17 protein-coding genes are annotated in these 21,845 nt (G+C 57.5%); 5 read left to right on the forward strand and 12 right to left on the reverse strand.

The window, feature by feature from the left end:
* Positions 1 to 4 precede the first annotated feature (4 nt).
* The 12 genes from O3303_RS10075 to O3303_RS10130 all read right to left on the reverse strand — a co-directional run bounded on the left by O3303_RS10075 (position 5) and on the right by O3303_RS10130 (position 15,396).
* Positions 5 to 781, reverse strand: a complete 777-nt coding sequence (locus O3303_RS10075) for a cytochrome c oxidase subunit 3 (RefSeq protein ID WP_269558292.1) — start codon at positions 779 to 781, stop codon at positions 5 to 7.
* Between the two features lie 21 nt (positions 782 to 802).
* Positions 803 to 1,390, reverse strand: a complete 588-nt coding sequence (locus O3303_RS10080; protein ID WP_269558293.1) for a cytochrome c oxidase subunit 3 — start codon at positions 1,388 to 1,390, stop codon at positions 803 to 805.
* 113 nt (positions 1,391 to 1,503) lie between these two features.
* Positions 1,504 to 2,367: a heme o synthase gene (cyoE, locus tag O3303_RS10085; protein ID WP_269558294.1), complete on the reverse strand. Its 864-nt coding sequence runs from the start codon at positions 2,365 to 2,367 to the stop codon at positions 1,504 to 1,506.
* A gap of 52 nt (positions 2,368 to 2,419) precedes the next feature.
* A complete protein-coding gene (locus O3303_RS10090; protein WP_269558295.1) occupies positions 2,420 to 3,511 on the reverse strand; it encodes a COX15/CtaA family protein in 1,092 nt (363 codons plus the stop codon).
* Between the two features lie 176 nt (positions 3,512 to 3,687).
* On the reverse strand, positions 3,688 to 5,541 hold the full coding sequence (locus tag O3303_RS10095; protein WP_269558296.1) for a cytochrome c oxidase subunit I: 1,854 nt from the start codon (positions 5,539 to 5,541) through the stop codon (positions 3,688 to 3,690).
* 28 nt (positions 5,542 to 5,569) lie between these two features.
* Positions 5,570 to 6,631 carry a cytochrome c oxidase subunit II gene (locus tag O3303_RS10100; protein ID WP_269558297.1) on the reverse strand — a complete coding sequence of 354 codons (1,062 nt, stop codon included), beginning with the start codon at positions 6,629 to 6,631 and terminating at the stop codon, positions 5,570 to 5,572.
* 94 nt (positions 6,632 to 6,725) lie between these two features.
* On the reverse strand, positions 6,726 to 8,045 hold the full coding sequence (locus O3303_RS10105) for a quinol:cytochrome C oxidoreductase (RefSeq protein ID WP_269558298.1): 1,320 nt from the start codon (positions 8,043 to 8,045) through the stop codon (positions 6,726 to 6,728).
* Between the two features lie 6 nt (positions 8,046 to 8,051).
* Positions 8,052 to 8,801 (reverse strand): c-type cytochrome, encoded by a 750-nt coding sequence (locus O3303_RS10110; protein WP_269558299.1) that lies wholly within the window; start codon positions 8,799 to 8,801, stop codon positions 8,052 to 8,054.
* Positions 8,801 to 9,325: a DUF3341 domain-containing protein gene (locus tag O3303_RS10115; RefSeq protein ID WP_044016625.1), complete on the reverse strand. Its 525-nt coding sequence runs from the start codon at positions 9,323 to 9,325 to the stop codon at positions 8,801 to 8,803. Before O3303_RS10115 ends, O3303_RS10110 begins: the two co-directional genes overlap by 1 nt.
* A complete protein-coding gene (gene nrfD, locus O3303_RS10120; RefSeq protein ID WP_269558300.1) occupies positions 9,318 to 10,775 on the reverse strand; it encodes an NrfD/PsrC family molybdoenzyme membrane anchor subunit in 1,458 nt (485 codons plus the stop codon). The genes O3303_RS10115 and nrfD overlap by 8 nt, the downstream gene beginning before the upstream one ends.
* Positions 10,776 to 10,880: 105 nt before the next feature.
* The gene (locus tag O3303_RS10125) at positions 10,881 to 13,898 is read right to left on the reverse strand and encodes a TAT-variant-translocated molybdopterin oxidoreductase (RefSeq protein ID WP_269558301.1); all 3,018 of its coding nucleotides are present in this window, start codon (positions 13,896 to 13,898) and stop codon (positions 10,881 to 10,883) included.
* A 154-nt stretch (positions 13,899 to 14,052) separates the two neighbouring features.
* Positions 14,053 to 15,396, reverse strand: coding sequence for a c-type cytochrome (locus O3303_RS10130; RefSeq protein WP_269558302.1), 1,344 nt, complete (start codon positions 15,394 to 15,396; stop codon positions 14,053 to 14,055).
* 361 nt (positions 15,397 to 15,757) lie between these two features.
* Between O3303_RS10130 and rpsF the strand changes: the two genes are divergently transcribed.
* The 5 genes from rpsF to O3303_RS10155 all read left to right on the forward strand — a co-directional run bounded on the left by rpsF (position 15,758) and on the right by O3303_RS10155 (position 21,779).
* Positions 15,758 to 16,129 carry a 30S ribosomal protein S6 gene (gene rpsF, locus O3303_RS10135; protein ID WP_269558303.1) on the forward strand — a complete coding sequence of 124 codons (372 nt, stop codon included), beginning with the start codon at positions 15,758 to 15,760 and terminating at the stop codon, positions 16,127 to 16,129.
* Positions 16,130 to 16,142: 13 nt separating this feature from the next.
* The gene (rpsR, locus tag O3303_RS10140) at positions 16,143 to 16,394 is read left to right on the forward strand and encodes a 30S ribosomal protein S18 (RefSeq protein ID WP_022822548.1); all 252 of its coding nucleotides are present in this window, start codon (positions 16,143 to 16,145) and stop codon (positions 16,392 to 16,394) included.
* Between the two features lie 103 nt (positions 16,395 to 16,497).
* Entirely contained in the window at positions 16,498 to 16,941 is a 444-nt protein-coding gene (gene rplI / locus O3303_RS10145; protein WP_044016618.1) for a 50S ribosomal protein L9, read from the forward strand.
* A gap of 177 nt (positions 16,942 to 17,118) precedes the next feature.
* Positions 17,119 to 19,683, forward strand: coding sequence for a GSCFA domain-containing protein (locus tag O3303_RS10150; RefSeq protein WP_269558304.1), 2,565 nt, complete (start codon positions 17,119 to 17,121; stop codon positions 19,681 to 19,683).
* Positions 19,684 to 19,748: 65 nt separating this feature from the next.
* Positions 19,749 to 21,779, forward strand: a complete 2,031-nt coding sequence (locus O3303_RS10155) for a thioredoxin domain-containing protein (protein WP_269558305.1) — start codon at positions 19,749 to 19,751, stop codon at positions 21,777 to 21,779.
* Positions 21,780 to 21,845 lie beyond the last annotated feature (66 nt).

Genomic DNA, 21,845 nt, shown 5'->3' on the forward strand with positions numbered 1-21,845 from the left:
CAATTTAAACGAGGTAGAAGAAGGTGAAAACGAATACCCACACCAGATCTACAAAGTGCCAGTACAAGCCAATCTTCTCGACCATTTCGTAGTGACCACGCTTCTCGAAGGTACCGTTGGTGGTAGCAATGAATGCCCACACCAGCAGGCAAAAGCCCGAGAATACGTGCGTACCGTGGAAACCGGTGATGAAGAAGAACAGATCAGCGAATAGCACCGGACCATACTGATTGACAGCCAAGTTGGCGCCATATACCGTGCTGCCGTCCAGCATCTTCGTGCCTTCTTCCGTGCCGTGGATAAAGTGGCTCCACTCCCAGGCCTGCGAGGCCAGGAACGTAGCGCCGAACAGGATAGTCCACAACAGCCACTTCTGCACGTCCTTCTTGTCCATGCGGTGGCCGGCTTCTACGGCCAGCACCATCGTCACGGAGCTGAAGATGAGAATCATCGTCATCAAGGCCACGAAACCCAGCGGTACGTCCATGCCGTGCAGGCCGGGGAAACCGTTGAATACCTTATCCGGTACCGGCCAATAAGCCGTGGAGAATTCGAAGACTTTGCCCGCAGCGGCATCAAATGCCGGGTAGCGGTGGCGAATCAGGCCGTAGGTGGTCAGGAACGCGGCGAACGTGAAGGCGTCCGACAGCAGGAAGAACCACATCATCAGCTTGCCGTAGCTGGCCTTGAAGGGCTCGTTGCCTCCGTCCCAGTTGCCGCTACGCGGCCGGTCGGCGGCGCTGGCAGTAGAGAGGGGCTGCGTCGTGGAAATCGTGGACATACAGTGCGGGGTAAGACGAAACTAGTGGTTCAAAAGTAGGAACAAATACAGGTACAACCAAAGCCCGCCCAGGAAGTGCCAATAGATGGTGCAGTTGGCAATGGGCATCATCTGCCGCGAATGCACCTGATAGCGAAGGGTTTTCAGGTAAGTCTTGACCAAAAAAACGAGCCCGGTGATTAGGTGAAATCCGTGCACGCCCATAAGTACATACACAAATGAGCCGGAAGGGTTGGCATCTACCCCGCCAAAATAGGTACGACCGGCAATCAGGTCGCCCCACGAAAACCACTGGCCCACCAGAAAGGCGAAGCCCAGTAGCACTGTAAGGCCCATGGCCAGCTTGGCACGACCTAGCTCGTCTCGCTTGGCGGAGGCGTAGGCCCACTGCATGGTGGCGCTGCTCAGCACAATCACTATCGTATTGTAAAGCAGGCTGACAGGCAGGTCAAATTCGCGCCAGTTACCTTCCTCGCGGCGCACGATAAAGCCGCTGGTGAAGGCGGCGAACATCATGATGATGCTGACGATCATCAGAATCAGCAGCAGCCGCAGGGGATGCAGGCCGGAGCCGGGCTCTTTGGTTTCTAAGGATTCGGTGGTTTGCATGAAGTATGGGGGTTGTTACTCTCTTTTGGCGGGAGAAGTTGCAGCGTATGTCAGGCGGATTGCTTCCTCCGGAATATCAACAATCAAGCAGGCAAAAGAGTCAACAAGCTGCGTTAAAGTTTGTCAAGAACAAGGGCTATCTGCACGATGGGCAGATAGAGGAAAGAACCGAACATGATGCTCATGGCGGCTTTTTTGGTGCAGGTACGCATCAGGTAAAAAGTCTGCATCAAAAATAGCACGCCGCACACCACCGCTACCAGCGCCGACACCTTGCCGCTGATGCCAAACTGCAGCGGCAGCAGGCTCATAGGTATCAGCAGCAGCGTATAGGTCATGATCTGGAAAGCGGTGCGCAGGTCTTTGCGGCCCGGCGAAGGGAGCATTTTGAAGCCGGCGGCGCGGTAGTCTTCGTCCAGCACCCAGGCAATGGCCCAGAAGTGCGGAAACTGCCACATAAACTGAATGCCGAACAGTACCCAGCCGCCAATGCTGGCCGCCCCGGTAATGGCATTGGTAGCGGCCACCCACCCAATAAAGGGCGGTAATCCACCCGGAATGGCACCCACGAACACGCATATCGGCGAGAGCTGCTTGAGCGGCGTGTAGATGAAGCCGTAAATAATCAGCGAAATCAGGGACAGAGCCGCCGCCAGTGGATTGAAGCAGTAGGCCAGCAACCCCAGCCCTAGCACACCCAGCACGATGGTAAAGACCCACGCCTCGGCCACCGACAGGATACCGAGCGGTAGAGGCCGCTTGGCGGTGCGCTTCATCAGCTTGTCGAGGTCTTTCTCGTAGATCTGGTTGATGGTGTTCGCCGAGCCAGTGATGGCCAGCCCACCCAGCATTACCAGCAGCGCCCGTCCCCAGTCGAAAGCGTGGGCCCCCAGCAAAAAGCCAATGGCACTGGAGAAGGCGACCGTCAGGGCCAGCCGAAACTTAAGCAGTTGAAAATACGCCCTGGCTTTGATCATCAGAAGTTAAAACAACACGGGCGGCGGAAGGACTCCAAACCGGGCCGCAAAGTTACGCAACAACGCGCGGAATAGCGGCCTGCCCTTGGGTTTTCGTCTGGCGGCGGTAGCGGATAATCGTCAGGAACTGGGCTCCAAAAAGAACCGTGGCCAGCGTCAGGTGCACGGGCTGCACGGCGGCAGGTAGCGCAAAGTATGCCAGCGTGACACCAGCCGCTATTTCCAGCCCTATCAGCAGCATCACTGCGTTGGCCAGTCGCTGCAGGCGTAGGGAGCGGGTCTGGTACAGGCGAAACGCCACATAGGCGTTGGCAAGCAGCAGCAACAGTGAAAAAGACCGATGCACCTTAAACGTCAGCCCCAACTGCTCCACCCAATCGGCCCGGCTGCCATAGTCGGCCGCCGCCGCTACCACATCTACCTGCTCCCGCACTTGGGTGCCGAGCATAATCTGGCCGAATGTGGCCAGCGTAATCACCCATAGCCAAACTGTGATGCCGTTTGACGGCGTCCATGATGGTTCAATCAGCGGGCTATCCTGCTCTACTCGTTGTGAACGATCAACGGCATAAATCAACAGAGCTACGATCAGTAGGGCCACAGCCATGTGCACCGTCACCATTTCGGGTAGCAGGTTAGTAGAGACTACCAGGGAGCCCAGCCAGCCCTGGAAGCCGGTCAGCAGGAAGGAAGCAAAGGCCAGCCAGAATACGGCCGGGTCGCGGCGCAGGTAGGGCAAAGCCAGCAGTACTGCCAAGAAGATGAAGACGCCTATCAGGGCTCCCAGCAACCGATTCAGATACTCAATCCAGGTTTTGGTGGCGTTGAAGTCCGTTTCGACGTACTGCGTAGGGTGCGCAAAAATCTGCGCGGCCACCTCTTTAAAGCCCAGCCTGTCCAGCGTTTTGGCAATACGCTGGTTTTTAGCCACCCGCTGCTCGGTATAGATTTCTTTATAGTTGACAGGCAGTTGCCCGACCGAGGTGGGTGGCACCCACGTCCCGAAGCATTTGGGCCAGTCGGGGCATCCCATACCGGAGCCGGTGCTCCGGACAATGCCGCCTACCAGAATCAGCAGATAAACTGCCACTACCGTCAGGATGCCAAAGAAGCGGAAACGCTTCACAAAAGCAGGTTGATTCATAGAACAGGGAACACAATCTGTTATTGTGTTATCGGTCAGAAGAAGAAGGTTGGCACCCTTTGCAATGGTACCAGAATCCGGTGTAAAACAGCAGTAGGGCAGGCTTAGTTTGTCCAAAAGCAAAACGGGCCGCCGTAAATACAGCGGCCCGTTTCGGGAAGATTGCCAAATGTTGACTATTCCATTTCGCTCTCGTAAGGGAAGTTCGACGACTGCGTCTTCGAGTACGGTACGTTCTGCGGAATGAAGTCTTCTTCTGCGCCTGGCTTGCTGTAATCGTAAGGCCAGCGGTAGACGGCCGGAATCTCACCGGGCCAGTTACCGTGGCCAGGTGTGACAGGCGTAGTCCACTCCAGCGTGGTCGAACGCCACGGGTTTTCGCTGGCACGACGGCCGCGGAAAATGCTGTAGAAGAAGTTGAAGATGAACACGAACTGGGCGAAGAACGCCATGATGGCGGCCACCGAGATGAACTTGTTCAGGTCAGCGAACTGGCTGAACGAATCGAAACCAGTCCAGGCGTAGTAGCGGCGGGGGAAACCGGCGATACCTACATAGTGCATTGGCATGAACACCAGATACACGCCGATGAACGTGAGCCAGAAGTGGATGTAGCCCAGCTTCTCATCCATCATGCGGCCGAACATCTTGGGGAACCAGTGATAAACACCAGCAAACAGACCGAAGAAAGCCGAGCTACCCATTACCAAGTGGAAGTGAGCCACTACGAAGTAGGTGTTGTGCATCTGGATATCGAGGGCCGCGTTGCCGAGAATGATACCCGTCAGACCACCCGAAATGAACAGCGACACGAAGCCAATCGAGAACAGCATAGCCGTGGTGAAGCGGATGTTACCGCGCCACAACGTAGCCAGCCAGTTGAAAGTCTTCACAGCTGATGGCACCGCAATAATCAGCGTCAGGAACATGAAGACCGATCCGAGGAAAGGGTTCATACCCGTTACGAACATGTGGTGAGCCCACACTACGAACGACAGCAGCGAAATACCCAGCAGCGAGCCAATCATGGCGCGATAGCCGAAGATAGGCTTGCGAGCGTTGGTAGCGAGGATTTCGGATACCATACCCATGGCAGGCATGATTACGATGTACACCTCGGGGTGACCCAGGAACCAGAACAAATGCTGGAACAGGACCGGCGAACCGCCCGTGTTATTCAAGGCCTGACCGGCAATGTAAATGTCCGACAGGAAGAACGACGTACCGAACGAACGGTCGAAGATCAGCAGCAAGGCGGCTGAAAACAGCACTGGGAACGAGAGCAGGCCCAGAATAGCCGTCAGGAAGAACGACCAGATGGTGAGCGGTAGCTTGCTCATGCTCATGCCACGAGTACGCAGGTTGATAACCGTGGTGATGTAGTTAACACCACCCAGCAGCTGCGACACGATGAACAGCGCCATCGACACCAACCACATCGTCATGCCCATGCCTGAACCAGGAATAGCCTGTGGCAAGGCGCTCAACGGTGGGTAGATTGTCCAACCAGCCGAAGCAGGACCAGTTTCCAGGAACATCGAGGCGAACATGATAATACCGGATACAAAGAAGAACCAGTACGAAAGCATGTTCATGAACCCCGAAGCCATGTCGCGGGCACCGATCTGCAGCGGTATCAAGAAGTTGGAGAACGTACCTGACAGACCGGCAGTCAGCACGAAGAACACCATAATAGTGCCGTGCATCGTCACGAGGGCCAGATAGAACTCCGGATTCAGCTTACCAGCTTCGATCCATTTGCCCAATACGGGCGTCAACCATTCCATCGTCGACTCGGGCCAGCCGAGCTGCAGACGGAACAAGCTGGACAGAGTGCCTCCCAGGATGGCCCAGAAGATACCCGTAATGAGGAACTGCTTGGCAATCACCTTGTGGTCCGTGCTGAACACGTACTTGAACAGCCAGTGCTGATCGTGGTGATGGTCGTCGTGCAGGTGCTCGTCGTGCAAGATGCCCGGCTCGGTTACCCCGATGCCTCCCTGCACTTGCGTGGGAAGATTAGCAGCCATAAAAAGCGTACAAATTAACTGCGTTGAACTAGAGTGAAGCGTTGGCAGCAGGCACCGTCACGGCGGCAGCAGCCTCTTTTACAACCAGCTTTTCCTCTTTCTGTTTGAAAGAAGCCAATACATCTGGATTTTGCTCCGAAAAAGATTTTTGCTGACTGAACCAAGCTACGTAATCGTCTGGCTCATCCACCACAATGTTGAGTTTCATGGCGAAGTGACCACGGCCACAGATCTGATTGCAGGCCAGTTCATAGTTGAACTTGGGGTTGCCCAACTGCGCACGCATCTCGTCGGTAGTCTTGGTAGGCGTGAACCAGAACTTGGTTGGCATACCGGGGACTGCATACATCTGCACGCGGAAGTGCGGCATATATACAGCGTGGAGCACATCGCGCGAACGGATCTTCAACAACACCGGGTGGCCCTTGGGCACGTGAATCTCACCGGCAACAAAGTCATCCAAGCCCGTCTTATCGGTCAGATCGAAACCAAATTCGTTGGTAGCATCAATCAGGCGGTAGTTAACCACGCCCAACTTCAGGTCGCGGCCGGGGTAACGCACAAGCCAGTTGAACTGCTTGCCCATTACTTCCAGCACTACAGAATCCTTGGGAGCGGGACCGGTGATGCGGGTCCATTCCTTCCAGCCGGCGAATACCAGACCAGCCATCACAATGGCCGGAATTACCGTCCAAATGATTTCGATCTTGTTATTGTGGGGGAAGAAGTAGGCACGACGGCCATCCTTCTGCTGGTACTTGTATGAGTAGTAGAAGAGGGCAACCTGCGTCAGGACGAATACAATGCCGATGATGATCATCGTGGTCCAGAACATACGCTCTGTAGCCAAGCCATGTACCGAGGCAATCGGCGGATTCATCTTGTTAAAGTTGTCACCGAACGACCAAGCAAAGGCCGCACCGCCAACTACCATAAAGATGATCATCAGCACCGCATTTACGCGGTTGCTCATCCCAAATTCGCGGGCTGAGCTGCCAGAGAAAATCGAGGTCAGAATCTGGAGGCGGAACAGCAGGCCGAACACGACCAGCAGCAACACCAGCACCAGCAGAATACCAAGAGCAGTCATTAGGTAAGGAAAGAGGTGAAATTTGTGAGAGTGGAGGTGAAGAGACGAATAGCGGCAAAGCCTGTGCCTCTCCCCTGCCAGTACTCAAGTCTGATTAGGTGGTGTGGTGCAAGCTCTCGTCGAGGAACGGGTGGTGCAACGGCACCAACGAAGCCTGCGACAACCGCTTGGTCATCAGCAGCAAGAAGCTACCCAAGAACACCAGCGCAACACCGAACTCAATGATGAACCCGTTATTCTCCTGCATAGTTGCAGGCATGATCATCAAATAGAAGTCGAACCAGTGGCCGATCAGAATAGCTACGGTTACAATCTTCAGCATGATCATCTGGCGCTTCGCGTCCCGTGTCATCAGAACAAGGAAAGGGAAGGCAAAGTTGATAATCAGGTTGAAAAAGAACAGCCAAGTGTATTGGTTGTTGAAGCCGCCCAGACGCTGGTTGAAGTACACCGACTCTTCAGGAAGGTTAGCGTACCAGATCAGCATGAATTGCGAGAACCACACGTAAGTCCAGAAAATGCTGAAGCCGAACATGAACTTGCCCAGATCGTGCAGATGGCCTGCCTTCACCCAGCGTAGGTAGCCAGCATCTTTCAGCAGAATAGTGCACAGCGTGGTGGCAGCAATGCCGGATACCCACCACGAGGCGAATACGTACCAGCCGAACATGGTCGAGAACCAGTGTACGTCAACCGACATAACCCAGTCCCAGGCTGCAATCGACGAGGAAACGGCGAACAGCACTAGGAACAGAGCCGATACGTTAATGCACTTGTGAAAGTACTCCGTGCCGCCGTTCAGGTCTTCGGCCAGCGACAGGTCGCGAAGCTTCTTGGTGAAGAAAGCCCAGATGGCAATGAACAGCACCATACGGAACAGGTAGAAGGGCATATTCAGGAAGCCCGACTTGCCAGCAATGATGGCGTCGTACGTTTCGCTCCCCTTCTCCATGATACCCGGCACCGTCCAGTGGAAGATGTCGTTGTTAATCAGACCCAGGCAGAAAATGATAACCATCAGCACACCACCTGGAATGACCCAGGCGCTAAGGGCTTCATACACCCGCTTGATCAGAACCGACCAACCGGCGTAGGCTACATATTGGATGGCCATGAACACCGTGCCTACTACCGATACCCCGGTGAAGAATACGTTGTTGTGCCAGAGGCTTACAATCAGGCGCTTCAGCCAGAGCGGGCTGCCGTGGTGGCCGCCGGCATGACCTGCAGCAGCACCGTGGGCCCCAGCGGCACCTTCAGCGTGCTCGGCACCGATGTTGAAGTAGGCGACAATCAGGCCCGTTACCAGCAGTAGAACGCCGGCCAGGATGATCATCATGAATTTCTTGCGAGTACCGGCTGAAATCTCCAGGTATTCCGCCGTAACGCCTTCGTGTTGCGTCAGAGTTGCCATAGTGGATTAGTTTGCGGTGCCGTTACGTGCCTGGTCTCCTTGGCCCGGAGTTTCCGAACCTTTGTCTGCCTGCGCTTCCTGAACGGGCGCCTGCGTTTGCGTGTCAGTGGTCTGCGAAGAATCTGCAGCAGCTACACCGGCAGCCGAAGCGCCGTTGGCTTTGAGCAGGTCGGCCACACCATCAGCGCCTTTGCCCAATTGCAGTGCGCGAACGTACATGGCGATTTTCCAACGCTCCTCAGGGTTTACCTGCGAGCCATGTGGCATCATGCGGTTGCGCCCCCACTGAATGACGTGGTAGATGTGCCCGTCGTTCATGGTTTTGTAAGCGCCGGCCGAGTAGTTCGGTACACCTTTGAACTTGATGCCTACCGGACCCTGGCCGTCGCCCTGCTCACCGTGGCAGTGCTGGCAGTTGCGCACGTACAGCGACTTGCCTTCCTCCAAGTTCTCCTTGGTGTAGGAGTATGGATTGCGCAGCTTGGTTTCGGCGGTAGCCACATCATCTTTAGCGATGTGCGAGTAGTACTCTGCTTTGCCACGGGCCACGGTGCCCACCACGGGGGTGCGCTCGTTGATACCCATAGGGTTTATTGTATTGGCACTCACCTGACGCAAGGGGTCGTACGGAATAGATTCGTACATCTCCGGGGCGTACTCAATGCCAGGATCATCGGCGCGGTTGCAGCCGGTGGTCAGCACCGAGGCAAACAGGATTGCCGACGCTTGCAGACCTAGTTTCAGCGAATGCGTCATTAGAATTTGGTCATTTCTTTTTCGTTCACCTCTGAGGCGCCGTTGGCGCGCAGCAGCTGCGTCAGATGGTTCAGGTCGGTCTTCTCGTTCAGCTCGATAGCCATCACAAACTTGTCGTCGGTGGAGCGTACGTCCAGAACGGGCGTCTTCCAGCGGGGATACAGCTTGCTGATAGTATAGAAGGTAATCACCATGCCGTGGCAGCAGAAGAATACCGTCAATTCGAAGGATACCGGGATGAAAGCTGGCAGCGCGATGTGCGGCTTACCACCGATGATCATCGGCCAGTCGAAACCGAGCGTGTAGATCTGTAGCCACAGGGCGAAGCACAGACCAACCAGACCGTAGAAGAAAGCGGCGATGGGCAGCCGCGAACGTTCGATGCCGAGGGCATCGTCGATGCCGTGGATTGGGAACGGGGTGAAGACTTCGTAGATTTTAACGCCCGCTTCGCGGACGTTTTCAACGGCGTGCAGCAGCACGTCCTCGTCTTCGAAGATGCCGAGGGCGAAGCGCTTAGTCATGCTTATCGTAGTTTATGGGAGCCGAAGCCGGCACGCCGTGGGTGGCGGGTTGTTGAACTGCGTGGTGATGCGGGTCGTGGCCGGTGTACGTTGGGCCGTTATCGACCGTGTACTTCAGTACCGACTTCACTTCTGCCATGTTGATTACCGGGAAGAACTTGGCAAACAGCAGGAACAGCGTGAAGAACAGGCCCAGCGTACCAACATAGATACCGATGTCGATGATGCTTGGCGAGAACATAACCCAGCTCGACGGCAGGTAGTCGCGGTGCAGCGAGGTTACGATAATCACGAAACGCTCGAACCACATACCGATGTTCACGATGATCGACAGCACAAAGGTCAGTGGGATGCTGTAGCGCACCCGACGGAACCACACCAACTGAGGCGTAATTACGTTGCAGGTCATCATCGACCAGTAAGCCCACCAGTAAGGACCGGTTGCGCGGTTGATGAAGGCGTACTGCTCGAACTCAACTCCCGAGTACCAGGCAATAAAGAACTCTGTGATATACGCCACCCCTACGATCGAGCCCGTTACCATCATGATTTTGTTCATGAGGGCAATGTGTTCGATGGTAATGTAGTCTTCCAGTTTGAACACCACGCGGGTAATGAGCATCAGCGTCAGTACCATGGCGAAACCCGAGAAGATAGCACCGGCCACGAAGTAGGGCGGGAAGATGGTGGTGTGCCAGCCCGGTACAACCGAGGTAGCAAAGTCCATCGATACGATAGTGTGTACCGAGAGTACCAGTGGCGTCGAAACACCCGCCAGAATCAGCGAAACCGTTTCGTAGCGGCTCCAATGCTTGGCCGAGCCTTTCCAGCCCATGCTCAGCAGCGAGTAAGCTACTTTGGCAATCGGGCCTTTAGCCCGGTCACGGATGGTGGCAAAGTCAGGAACCAGACCCGTGTACCAGAACACCAGCGACACCGTGAAGTAAGTCGAGATGGCAAACACGTCCCAGAGGAGTGGGGAGTTGAAGTTCACCCACAGCGAGCCCAGCGTGTTCTGCAGCGGGAACACATAGAATGCCAGCCAAGGACGACCCATGTGCAGTACCGGGAACATGGCCGCGCAGATTACTGCGAAGATGGTCATGGCTTCAGCAGCGCGATTGATGGAGGTCCGCCACTTCTGACGGAACAGCAGTAGAACCGCCGAAATCAGCGTACCAGCGTGGCCGATACCTACCCACCACACGAAGTTGGTGATGTCCCAGGCCCAGCCAACGGTTTTGTTCAGGCCCCATTCACCGATGCCGTACCACAGCGTGCGGTACACGGAATAGAAGAAGATGCCGAGGAAGAAGAGAGCCACGGCCAGGGCGGCCATCCAACGGACGTTGGGAGCGGCTTCTACCTGGCGGCACACGTCCTGGGTGACGTCGTGGTACGTTTTCCCCCCGGTTACGAGCGGCTCCCGTACAGGCGATACGTGCTGCATAGTTTTAGAATTTTGGGTCTTGGGAACTCAGGGACTCAGCTTCTTGTGGCAGTGGCATCTGGTTGAAAACCAACACCCCAAGCTCCCAAGCCCCCAATTACTGATTTATGCGTTGCGAACTTCTTCCGTGTTGCGGATTTTCGTCAGGTAGGCAATGTTCGGCTGCACGTTGATGGCATCGAGCACGTGGAAGGCACGCTCCCCATCTTCGCGGCGCAGCAACTTCGACAGACGCGACTCGGGGTCACGCATATCACCGAATACGATTGCCTGCGTTGGGCAGGACTGGGCGCAAGCCGAAACAATCTCGCCATCCTTCGGACGACGCTTTTCTTTCTTGGCTTCGAGTTTGCCGAGCTGGATGCGCTGCACGCAGAGCGAGCATTTCTCCATTACACCACGGGCACGCACCGTTACGTCCGGGTTCAGCACCATACGGCCGAGGTCGGTGAACATGTGGCCGTTAACGGCTTCGAACTTCTCATTGGAGTAGTACGAGAACCAGTTAAAGCGACGAACCTTGTAAGGGCAGTTGTTGGCGCAATAGCGGGTACCTACGCAACGGTTGTAGGTCATCTGGTTGAGACCTTCCGAGCTGTGGGTAGTAGCCAGTACGGGGCACACCGTTTCGCACGGAGCGTGGTTGCAGTGCTGGCACATCATCGGCTGGAAGATAACCGAGGGGTTCTCGGATGGGTCTTCCATGGCGGCGTAGGTAGCCAGCTTGCCTTTGGTTTCGAAGTCCTCCTTGGTGGCGTCGGAGCTGTAGTAGCGGTCGATGCGCATCCAGTGCATCTCGCGGCGGTTGATAACCTCCTGCTTGCCTACTACAGCTACGTTGTTCTCAGCCTGGCATCCCACCACGCACGAGCCGCAGCCGATGCACGAGTTGAGGTCGATGGCCATGCCCCAATGGTGGTTTTTGTATTCGTAGTCCTGCCACAGCGAAACCTTGTTGGGTTTCACCTTGCCTTCCGGCGTCGTGAGCATTTCGTACTCCGTTACCTCTTTTGGGTTCTTGATGTACTGAGCCAGCGTCGACTCCTGCACCACCGGCTTGCGGTCCATGATGGTGTGGTGGGTCTGGGTTTGGGCGATGGGCGAGGTAGCACCGGTTTTTTCCAGCGTCACCGAGTTGGCATACTGAATGGCACCGTTGCGCATCACCGCGAAGGGCAGCACATTCTCCCCTACTTTGTCGCCTACTTTACCCGCCTTGGTGCGGCCGTAGCCGAGGGCAATGGCAACCGAACCAGCTGCCTGGCCGGGCTGAATCAGCACGGGCAGCTCAATGGACTTGCCATTGGCAGTTACTTTGAGCACGTCGCCCTGGGCCCAGCCTTTTTCTTCGGCCATTTTGCGCGGCACGGCCACGTAGTTGCCCCAAGTAGCTTTCGATACCGGGTCAGGCAGTTCCTGCAACCAGGGGTTGTTGCCTTCCGAACCGTTACCCACACCTATCTTTTCGTAGATGCAGAGCTCCGTGCCTGTAGACTTGGGAGCCGAGTTGATGGCGCTGATGGCTTCAGCGGCACCCATGGCAACACCTTGTGCAGCCGGAGCAGCCAGGGCCGAGCCCATAGCCACGCCGTCGTGTACGGCCTTATCCCAGGCTTTAGCGTCGGCCCCGAGTAGCGTTTGCCACTGAGCCCGCAGGTAGTTATAGTAGCTGGTTGGGTTGCCGGCCCAGATCAGGAACGAATCCTGCGCCTGGCGGGTAGCGAACAGCGGCGAAATCACAGGCTGAGCCAGGCTCAGGTAGCCACGCTTCGGCTCGTAGTCATTCCATGACTCCATCCAGTGGTGGTCGGGAGCAGCATAAGTGCACAGGCTGCCCGTTTCGTCGAGACGGTCATTCAGTGAAATGGTGGTTTTCACTTTACCACCTTTCAGCGCTTCTGCCAGCTGAGCACCCATCGGGTGGTCGAACACGGGGTTGGCATGGTAGAAAATCACCGTGGCAACTTGGCCGCCGATGATGTCCTTAACAAGGCGTTCCATGCGAGCGTCGTCGCCCTGGCGCACCATCGATGGCGCGGCCACGTCGACGGCAGCACTGCCGAGGCTCTGGTTGATAGCCGTAACGAGGGACTGCACAGCCGGGTCATTGGAACCCGATACTACCAGACCACGGCTTCCGGCTGCTTTCAAATCGGCAACTGCTTTCTTCAGCTGAAGGCTGCCGGCAGCAGCACCGCCCGCAATACCGTTGTAGAGAGCCACAGCCGTTGTGCCCATTTCCGAAGGCTTCACCGGCACCCGTACATCGGCGTTGGAGCCGGTCAGGGTAAGGGCGCTTTCGAACTGGTAGTGGCGCGACATGGCGCGCTTCTCGGAGCTAACCTTGCGGTTGGCCACGTACTGGCGGGCATGTTCTACTGGCGAAATCCAGGTACCGAGGAAGTCGGCACCCAGGCTCACGATGATATCGGCTTTGCTGAAGTCGTAGCTGGGCAGCACACCGCCATTGGCACGGAGCAGACCCGAGGCCGAATTCACGTCGTACATGACGTGCTCGGTGCCAGCGTAGCGGGTCGCGAATTCAGCAATAACTTTTTTGGTGCTGGGGCTGATGATGGTCGGCGACACGATGGCCACGCGGCCGCCGGCAGCCAGGGCCGTGCGGATTTCCTGGTCAACCTGGTCCTTGTCCTTCTTCGCGCCTTTGATAGCGAAATGCTGCAGACGAGCACCGTCGTAGAGGCTTAGTACCGAAGCCTGCGCACGGGCCGACAGGCCACCACGCGTAATCGGCGACTCAGGGTTGCCTTCCAGCTTGATCGGACGACCCTCGCGGGTCTTCACCAATACGCTGTTGTAGTCCTGTCCCGTGAAATAGGTGGAAGCGTAGAAGTTGGCAATGCCTGGATCTACTTCTTCCGGCTTATTCAGGTACGGAATAGCCTTTTTGATCGGGGTTTCGCAGCTGGCGAGGGTAGCGGCGGCCAGGCCGAAGCCCATGAGCTTGAGGAAGTCGCGGCGCGGGGCAACCGTAGCGTCGGAAGAGCCATAGGTTTCCTTCACCGGCAGGAAGTCTGCAAACTCGGTGAGTGCATTCTTCATGAACTCCGGTGAGTTCTCCAGTTCCTCAATTCCCTTCCAGTACTTGGGCGACTCTTGCATTTGTTATGGGGACTTAGGGTCTTGCGGGCGAGGGCCGGATTTTCTGGGTCGGCGCCGCCGGCAAGTTGAAGGCTTTTTTTAAGGGCGTTTCGGCGGAGAATCCTGCACTGCCGGGAAGATAATCATTCCGGCGGCGCAGGATTCAGTCAGGCGATTAGTAGTGGCACTTCGAGCACTCCGTACCGCCGTTCGACGATACCGTGAAAGGAGCGGCACCATTGGCGCTGTCGTGCAGCTTCACCAGGTTGTTGTAGTAGCCGTTGCCCTTCGTGTTGAGCGGAGTTTCGCGGTGGCAGTTGATGCACCAGCCCATGGTCAGGGCCGAATACTGGTACACTACTTCCATGTTCTGGATAGGACCGTGGCAAGTCTGGCACTCGATACCGCCCACCTGCGTGTGCTGCGAGTGGTTGAAGTAAGCCAGGTCGGGCAGGTTGTGCACGCGCACCCACTGGATTGGCTGCTTCTTCTCAATGGCGCGGTAGATCTTCTTGATTTCCGCCGACTCCGTTTTGATCTGCGAGTGGCAGTTCATGCATATGTTGGCCGAAGGAATGTTAGCCGACTTGCTCTTATATACCGAAGTGTGGCAGTAGGCGCAGTTGATCTGGTTTTCACCGGCGTGCAGCTTGTGCGAGAAAGCAATTGGCTGCGTTGGCTGATAACCCTGGGTCAAGCCCACACCCATGGCACCTTGTACCGAGGTGTAGAGAATAGCCAGCACGAACACCACACCAGCAATGCCACGCAACACCGGCGACTTGTAGAGCTTGCTCCAGTCGGTGCGCTGATCCAGCACTTCCACGTCGCGACCATCAAGGTCTTTGCGGCCGCGGAGCACATCTTTCATGATGTTGGCAATGATAACCAGCGTTACCACCAGCACAATCAGCACCACTACCAGTACGATAAGCAGGACGTCCATGTACTTACCACCATCGGCTTCAGCAGTGGCTGCACCAGGCGTTTCGGTACCATCGCCAGGCTTGATGTTGGTAGCAGCACCGGGAGCGCCAGCAGATTTACCTTCTTCGGCCGTTACATACGCCAGAATCGAGGTGATTTCGGTGTCGCTCAGCTGGAAGCTGGGCATCTGCTGCTTCTGGTACTGGTTGTAGATTTTCACGGCGTACTCATCGCCGCTGGCTACTACTTTGCTGGAGTTCTTGATCCACGGAATCAACCAGGATACCGGGCGGCGCTTGGTGATACCGGCCAGAGCAGGACCAACTACTACGTCGTTGATGGCGTGGCACTGGGCGCAGTTGCCTTTAAAGAGAGCGTCGCCGGCAGCAATGGCTGCGGCGTCGCCACCGCCAGCAGCGGGAGCAGCCGCCGTAGCGGGAGTGGCGGCAGCCGTAGCGCCGGGGACCACGCCTTCTTTGCTCACGGCCGGGGCCGACCCAACATCCTGCGCCGAAGAGTTACCTACGGCAGCAAACGTCAGGAAAAGAGCGAGAAAGAGGCGGGAAAGGGGACGAAGTCGGATGCTATTCATAGCACAAATCAACTGGAAAAAAGAAACGCGGGGGGTGCTTCAAGGCCACAAATGTAGGTCGGGAAACCCAGAGAACAAACCCATTCGGGCTAATTTTCGCCCTGTGAAGTTTGTCTGGAAGCATTCTAAAAGGGCAGGTTGCACCGTAGTATATAGCAGATGCAGCCCTACTACTCAGCACCTTCCCTCTCTGCTTTGGTTAACTACTGTTTGCCGATAAGGTTTGCTTGTTGATAAACAAGCCGTTAAATGCCAGCCGCATGGATACAAGATTCTAAAAGGGCAGTGTGTACGATAGGATAAAAAGCGTATCTTTGCCGGCTCATTGATTTTTTTCACATCATAATTTCACCCCGTCGTAATGGAAGTAAGAAATTACGAGACGGTCTTCATTTTGACTCCCGTTCTAAACGAGAGCCAAGTGCAAGAGACGGTCGAGAAGTTCTCGCAGGTGCTTAAGGAAAATAGCGCCGACATCATCAACACTGAAGCTTGGGGCCTCAAGAAACTGGCGTACCCAATTCAGAAGAAAAACACTGGCTATTACTTCCTTGTGGAGTTCACTGGCTCGGGCAACATTGTGGACACGCTGGAACTCGCGTTCCGTCGTGACGAGCGGATCATCCGCTTCCTGACCACGGTGATGGACAAAAACGCAGTAGCCTACGCCGAGCGTCGTCGTAAGGGCGAAATGAATCAGCAGAAAGCTAAACCGTCCGAAGCCCTTGCCTAGTCAGCCCAAGAAGATGAGTCTCGCCAACGAACGTATCCACAAGCAGGATACCCGCAAGAAGTACTGCCGCTTCAAGAAAAACGGCATCAAGTATGTTGATTACAAGGATCCGAACTTCCTGCTGAAGTTTGTGAACGAGCAGGGCCGCATTCTGCCCCGCCGTATCACGGGCACCAGCCTGAAGTTCCAGCGCAAAGTAGCTCAGGCTGTGGCCAAGGCCCGCCACCTCGCGCTGATGCCTTACGTAACCGACTCGTTGAAATAGATAATTTAGTATTGAGTAGTTGGTATTGAGTAGTGAGACAGTTGCTTTTCAGCAGGGTTCTTACTCAATACTTACTACTCACTACTCAATACTAGACACAGACATGGAAGTAATTCTGAAAGACGACGTAAAGGGCCTGGGCTACAAGAACGACACCGTAACGGTGAAGCCCGGTTTCGGTCGCAACTACCTGCTCCCGCAGGGTCTGGCCATCCTGGCTGACAAGACCAACAAGAAAATCGTTGCTGAAAACATCCGTCAGGCTGCTCACAAAGCCGACAAAGTGAAAGGCGACGCTCAGGCTATTGCCGACAAAATCGGTGACGTAGTACTGGACATTCCGGCAAAAGTGGGTGAGAGCGGCAAAATCTTCGGCCGCGTAACCACGCTGCAGCTGGCCGATGCCCTGAAGGCAAAAGGTATCGATGTAGAGCGCAAGCGTCTCTCCTTCGACCAGGAGCCCGGCTCGGTAGGCGAGTACACCGCTACGGTGGATCTGCACCGCGAAGTGAAGCACAAAGTGCGTTTCAACGTGGTAGCTGAATAAGCTCCTTCTCTTGAGGAAAGGCCCGACTGTTTGCACAGTCGGGCCTTTTTTTTACCTGCTTTTTCCCTCCTTGCTTTCCCGCCAGAAACACGGCTCCGGTAGCAGCGTGTTTGCTTGAACGCACGATGTTGAGTAGGTTGCCCATCCGTTGGCCTGTTTTGGCCGTATCTTCTAGGAATGTTTCGCACTGAATTACCGCTTACTCCGCACCCACAGCAGCTGCCGCTCTCCGCGCGCGTGCTGACTATAGGCTCCTGCTTCTCCGACAGCATCGGCTCGCGCCTGGCTGCCGACAAGGTAGCTACGCTTGCCAACCCGTTCGGCACTGTATTCAACCCGCTGGCCGCCTGCCGCCTGCTACGCGCTGCCGCCGGCGAAGACCAGGACTGGCAGCAGCATCTGGTGGAAGCCCGGGGCCGCTGGCAGAGCCTCGACCTGCACGCTACGTTCGGCGCCGAGTCGCCGGTGGACCTGCTGCAGCAGACGCAGCAGCTCCTGCGCGATACGGGCGTGTTCGTGGCCACCGCCGACGTGGTAGTGCTGACGATGGGCTCGGCGTGGGTGTACCGCTACAAGGAAACCGGCGAGCTGGTAAACAACTGCCATAAGCTGCCGGCCGAGAAGTTCGAGAAAGAGCTGCTGACGCCGGACGAAATCATCAATGCCGTTGCCGAAACGCACGCGTATCTGCGGCTGCATAATCCCAAGCTACGCTTTGTGCTCACGGTAAGCCCGGTGCGCCACGCCAAGGACACTTTGCCGCTGAATGCCGTGAGCAAGTCGGTGCTGCGGGTGGCCTGCCACTACCTGAGTGAGCTGCTGCCCGACGTTTCCTACTTCCCGGCCTACGAGCTGCTGCTGGACGATTTGCGCGACTACCGTTTCTACGCGGAAGATATGCTGCACCCGTCGAAGGTAGCCGAAGACTACATCTGGGAGCGGTTTGCCCGCACGTATTTTGATGCTGGCTTCGGCCGTTTCCGCAAAGACTGGGAAGCTGTGCGCCAAGCCCTGAGCCACCGCCCACTATACGCCGCTGCGCCGGAGCATCGCCAGTTCCTGGAAAGCACGCTGGCCAAGCTGGAGCGGCTTGCCAGCCAGACCGATGTTCGGATGGAGCTGCTGGAAGTCCGTCATCAGCTGCAGAACCTGCCGCTGCCCGTGGCGAAACCCGCGCCGGAACTGGAAGACGATGGCGAGGAGCGGATTGACATTGGCGCATATTCGGCGCCTGCCCCAGCCAAATCCACTGCCCCAGCCCCGGCGGAGGTTGAAGAAGTGGAGGAAGTGGAAGAGTTTGAGGAGTTCGAGTCCGTTCGGGGTGATGACGAGCCAGTTTCGGCGGAACCTGCTGACGAAGACGACGAGGACGAGGAGGACAGCAACGACGACGCCACAGCCGAATCTGATGCGGCCGAGGTGCTGGATGCCCTTGCGCCCAAGAAAAAGCGCCGGAGCCGCGGCGGAGCCAAACGCAACAAAAAGAAGCACGCGGCCCGTCTGGCGGCTGAACTTGCCGCTGCCGCCGAAGATGGTACCCTCCCTGCTGCCACCGACCAGCCAGCTGCCCCTACCCCGCTTCCCGCTGCGCCCGCAGTAGCCATTCTGGCCGACCCGGATATGGCGCCGCAAACGGCCCTTGAGCGCCGTAAGCGCAACTCGCGCCGCGGCAGAGGCCGGGACCAGAACGCCGCGCAGTCCACCGACCAGGAAGAAGCCACGGTATCTATGGATGCCCCGGCTGACTTGCTGCCTGCTACCAAACCAGAGCATCAACCCGCAACCACTGAGCCTACGCCTGTGGTTGCTGCAGTAAGCCAGGAGGAGCCTGCTACCGATACGCCCCAAACCGCAGCGCCCGTTGCCGGTCAGGAGCCGGCAGAAGCTGATGAAACGCAGCGCTTGGCCCGCACGGGTCGCTCGGCCAGCGAGAAGCGCGCCGACGCTTTGCGGAAGCCGCACCGCGCTAACCCGCGCCACAAGCCTTTGTATGCCGATGAGGCCGCTCCAGCCAGCCAGCAGCAATCCACTGAGCCAACCACTGTTCCTGAACCTGCTCCTAAGGCTGCGCCAGCCATTCCGATAACGGTAGGCACCGGTGCCTCCGGGCGCCTGACAGAATCGGGCAAGGCCACGCTTAGCGCACGCCCCGCGGCTCCTGCGGTACAATCTGCGCCAACTGCTGCGGCAGTTATAGTCCCGGCCACTACGCCTGCAGTGCCGGAAACGGAGAATACACCAGCACCAGCGCAGGAAAATAGCAGTGCCGTAGCACCGGCAAAAGCGCCGGTAGCCAAAGCACGTCGGGCTCCGGCCCGTAAACCAAAGGCTACTATTCCGGCTGCTGCGCCGGCCGCTGAGGCTGTAGCAGTGCCGGATGCTCCTGTAGCAGTCGTGGCTCCGGAAACGCCAGTTGCGGCTCCTGCAGCAGTAGCGCCTGTGGCAGCCAAGCCAGCCGCGGCGCGGACTCCGCGCAAGGCTAAACCAGCTTCGGCTGTACCAGAGGCACCTATAGTAATGCCGGCAACAGTTGCCGCGCCCGAGGCTCCGGCGCCTCAGGCACCTAAAGCAGCTCGTAAGCCGGCGCCCAAGCAGCCGTCAGCTAAAAAGGAGCCGGCCGTTAAGAAAGCCGCGCCGGCCAAAAAAGCTGCCACCCCAGAAAAACCGGCAGCGGCCAGCAAATCGGCCCGGCCGGCGCGCAAAAAGCCCGCGAAGCCGGATAATCCGCCGGAAAACGCATAATCCTTCCTTATTCGAAACCCGGCCCTCAGCGGCCGGGTTTTGTTTTTTCACCCTCCTGTCTGCTCATGTCGTCAGCTGCCGCGCCCAATCGTTTAGCTCAGCAAACCAGCCCCTACCTGCTCCAGCACGCGCACAACCCGGTAGACTGGTATCCGTGGGGCGAGGAGGCGCTGCAACGGGCCCGCGCCGAGCAGAAGCCCATTGTGGTGAGCATTGGGTACGCCGCCTGCCACTGGTGCCACGTCATGGAACGGGAGTCGTTTGAGAACCCGCAGGTAGCGGCCGTGATGAACGCGCACTTCGTGTGCATCAAAGTAGACCGGGAAGAGCGCCCCGATGTGGACCAGGTGTACATGGAGGCCCTGCATGCCATGGGGGTGCAGGGCGGCTGGCCGCTGAACGTGTTTCTGACCCCGGATGCCAAGCCGTTTTACGGCGGCACCTACTTCCCTCCTACCAGCTGGACAGAGCTGCTCACCAGCATCGGCGAAGCGTACCAGAACGAAAACCGCCAGGAGCTGGAGGCTTCTGCCGAGCAGTTCGCGCAGGCGCTGCAGATGAGCGAGCTACACAAATACCGCCTTGCCCCTTCCGCTGAAGGTCTGTCGGAGGAGGAGCTGGCGGAATCGTTGCGGAACCTGTCAGCCCGATTCGATTTGGACAAAGGAGGTATGAGCGGAGCGCCCAAATTTCCAATGCCCGGCATCTGGCGCTTGCTACTGCGGGCCAGCCAGATTGCTCCCGGCACGGCGCTGCTGGCCCAGGCCATGCGCACCGTGCGGCACATGGCCTGGGGCGGCCTCTACGACCAGATTGGGGGCGGCTTTGCCCGCTATTCGGTGGACGAAGACTGGCTGGCCCCCCATTTCGAGAAGATGCTTTACGACAACGGGCAGCTGCTGAGCCTGTACGCCGAAGCCTACCAGCTCCAGCCCGACGAGTTGCTGCGGGAAGTGGTGTACGATACGGTGGCCTTCGTGCAGCGGGAGCTGACCAGCCCCGAGGGCGGCTTCTACGCCTCGCTGGATGCAGATAGCGAGGGCGAGGAAGGGCGGTTCTACGTTTTCACCCAGCAGGAGCTGCAGGACATTCTGGGTGATGAGCAGCCGCTGGCCTCGGCCTACTACAACTGCACGGCAACTGGCAACTGGGAGCATGGCCGCAACATTCTGCACCGCCACCAGACCCCGGAGGCCTTTGCCGAAGCCCATCAGCTGCAGCCGGCCGTGCTGGCGGGGCTGGTGCAGGGCTGGAAGCAGAAACTGCTGGCGGCCCGCGACCTTCGCCCCCGCCCCGCCCTCGACGACAAAATCCTGACCAGCTGGAACGCGCTGCTGCTGCAAGGGCTTCTCGATGCCTACCGGGCCTTTGCGGAGCCGGAGTTTCTGACGCTGGCGGTGCGCAATGCCCATTTTCTGCAAGCCAACCTGCGGCGGGGCCCGGGCGTTTGGCGTAGCTACCAGCAGGGCCGTGCCACCATCGGCGGCTTCCTCGACGACTATGCTTTCCTGATTCAAGCCTACATCAGCCTCTACGAAGCTACCTTCCAGGAGAACTGGCTGCGTGAAGCCGACCAGCTGGCCCAGTACACGCTCACGCATTTTTTCGATGCCGCCGAAGACCTGTTTTTCTACACCGACGACACCAGTGAGCAGCTGATAGCCCGCAAAAAGGAACTACTCGACAACGTCCTGCCTTCTTCCAACTCCGTGATGGCGCACAACCTGCACCGGCTGGGGCTGCACCTCGGCAATATGCGCTACGCCGAGCTAGCCGCCGCCATGCTGCGCCGCGTGCAGGCGCTGGTGGCGCAGCAGCCCCAGGCCACCGCAAACTGGGCCGCCCTGTACACCTCACTGCTCCGCCCCACCGCCGAAGTTACCATCGTCGGGCCCGAGGTGGAGGTGTACCGGCAGGAGCTGGGCCGGCACTTTTTGCCCAACGTGGTGGTGGCCGGCGCTACTGAGGTTGGCTCATCATTGCCGCTGCTGGAGGGCCGCACGGCCCTGCAGGGGCGCACCACGCTCTACGTCTGCTACAACCACGCCTGCCAGCGGCCGGTGCACACCGTCGCGGAGGCGTTGGCGCAGCTATAGCGCGAACTTCTGCAGCACCGCGCCGGGCCAGCGTGTATCTTTACCTTTCGCTTTCTGACTGATTTC

The sequence above is a fragment of the Hymenobacter canadensis genome, from assembly GCF_027359925.1.
GTDB lineage: Bacteria > Bacteroidota > Bacteroidia > Cytophagales > Hymenobacteraceae > Hymenobacter > Hymenobacter canadensis.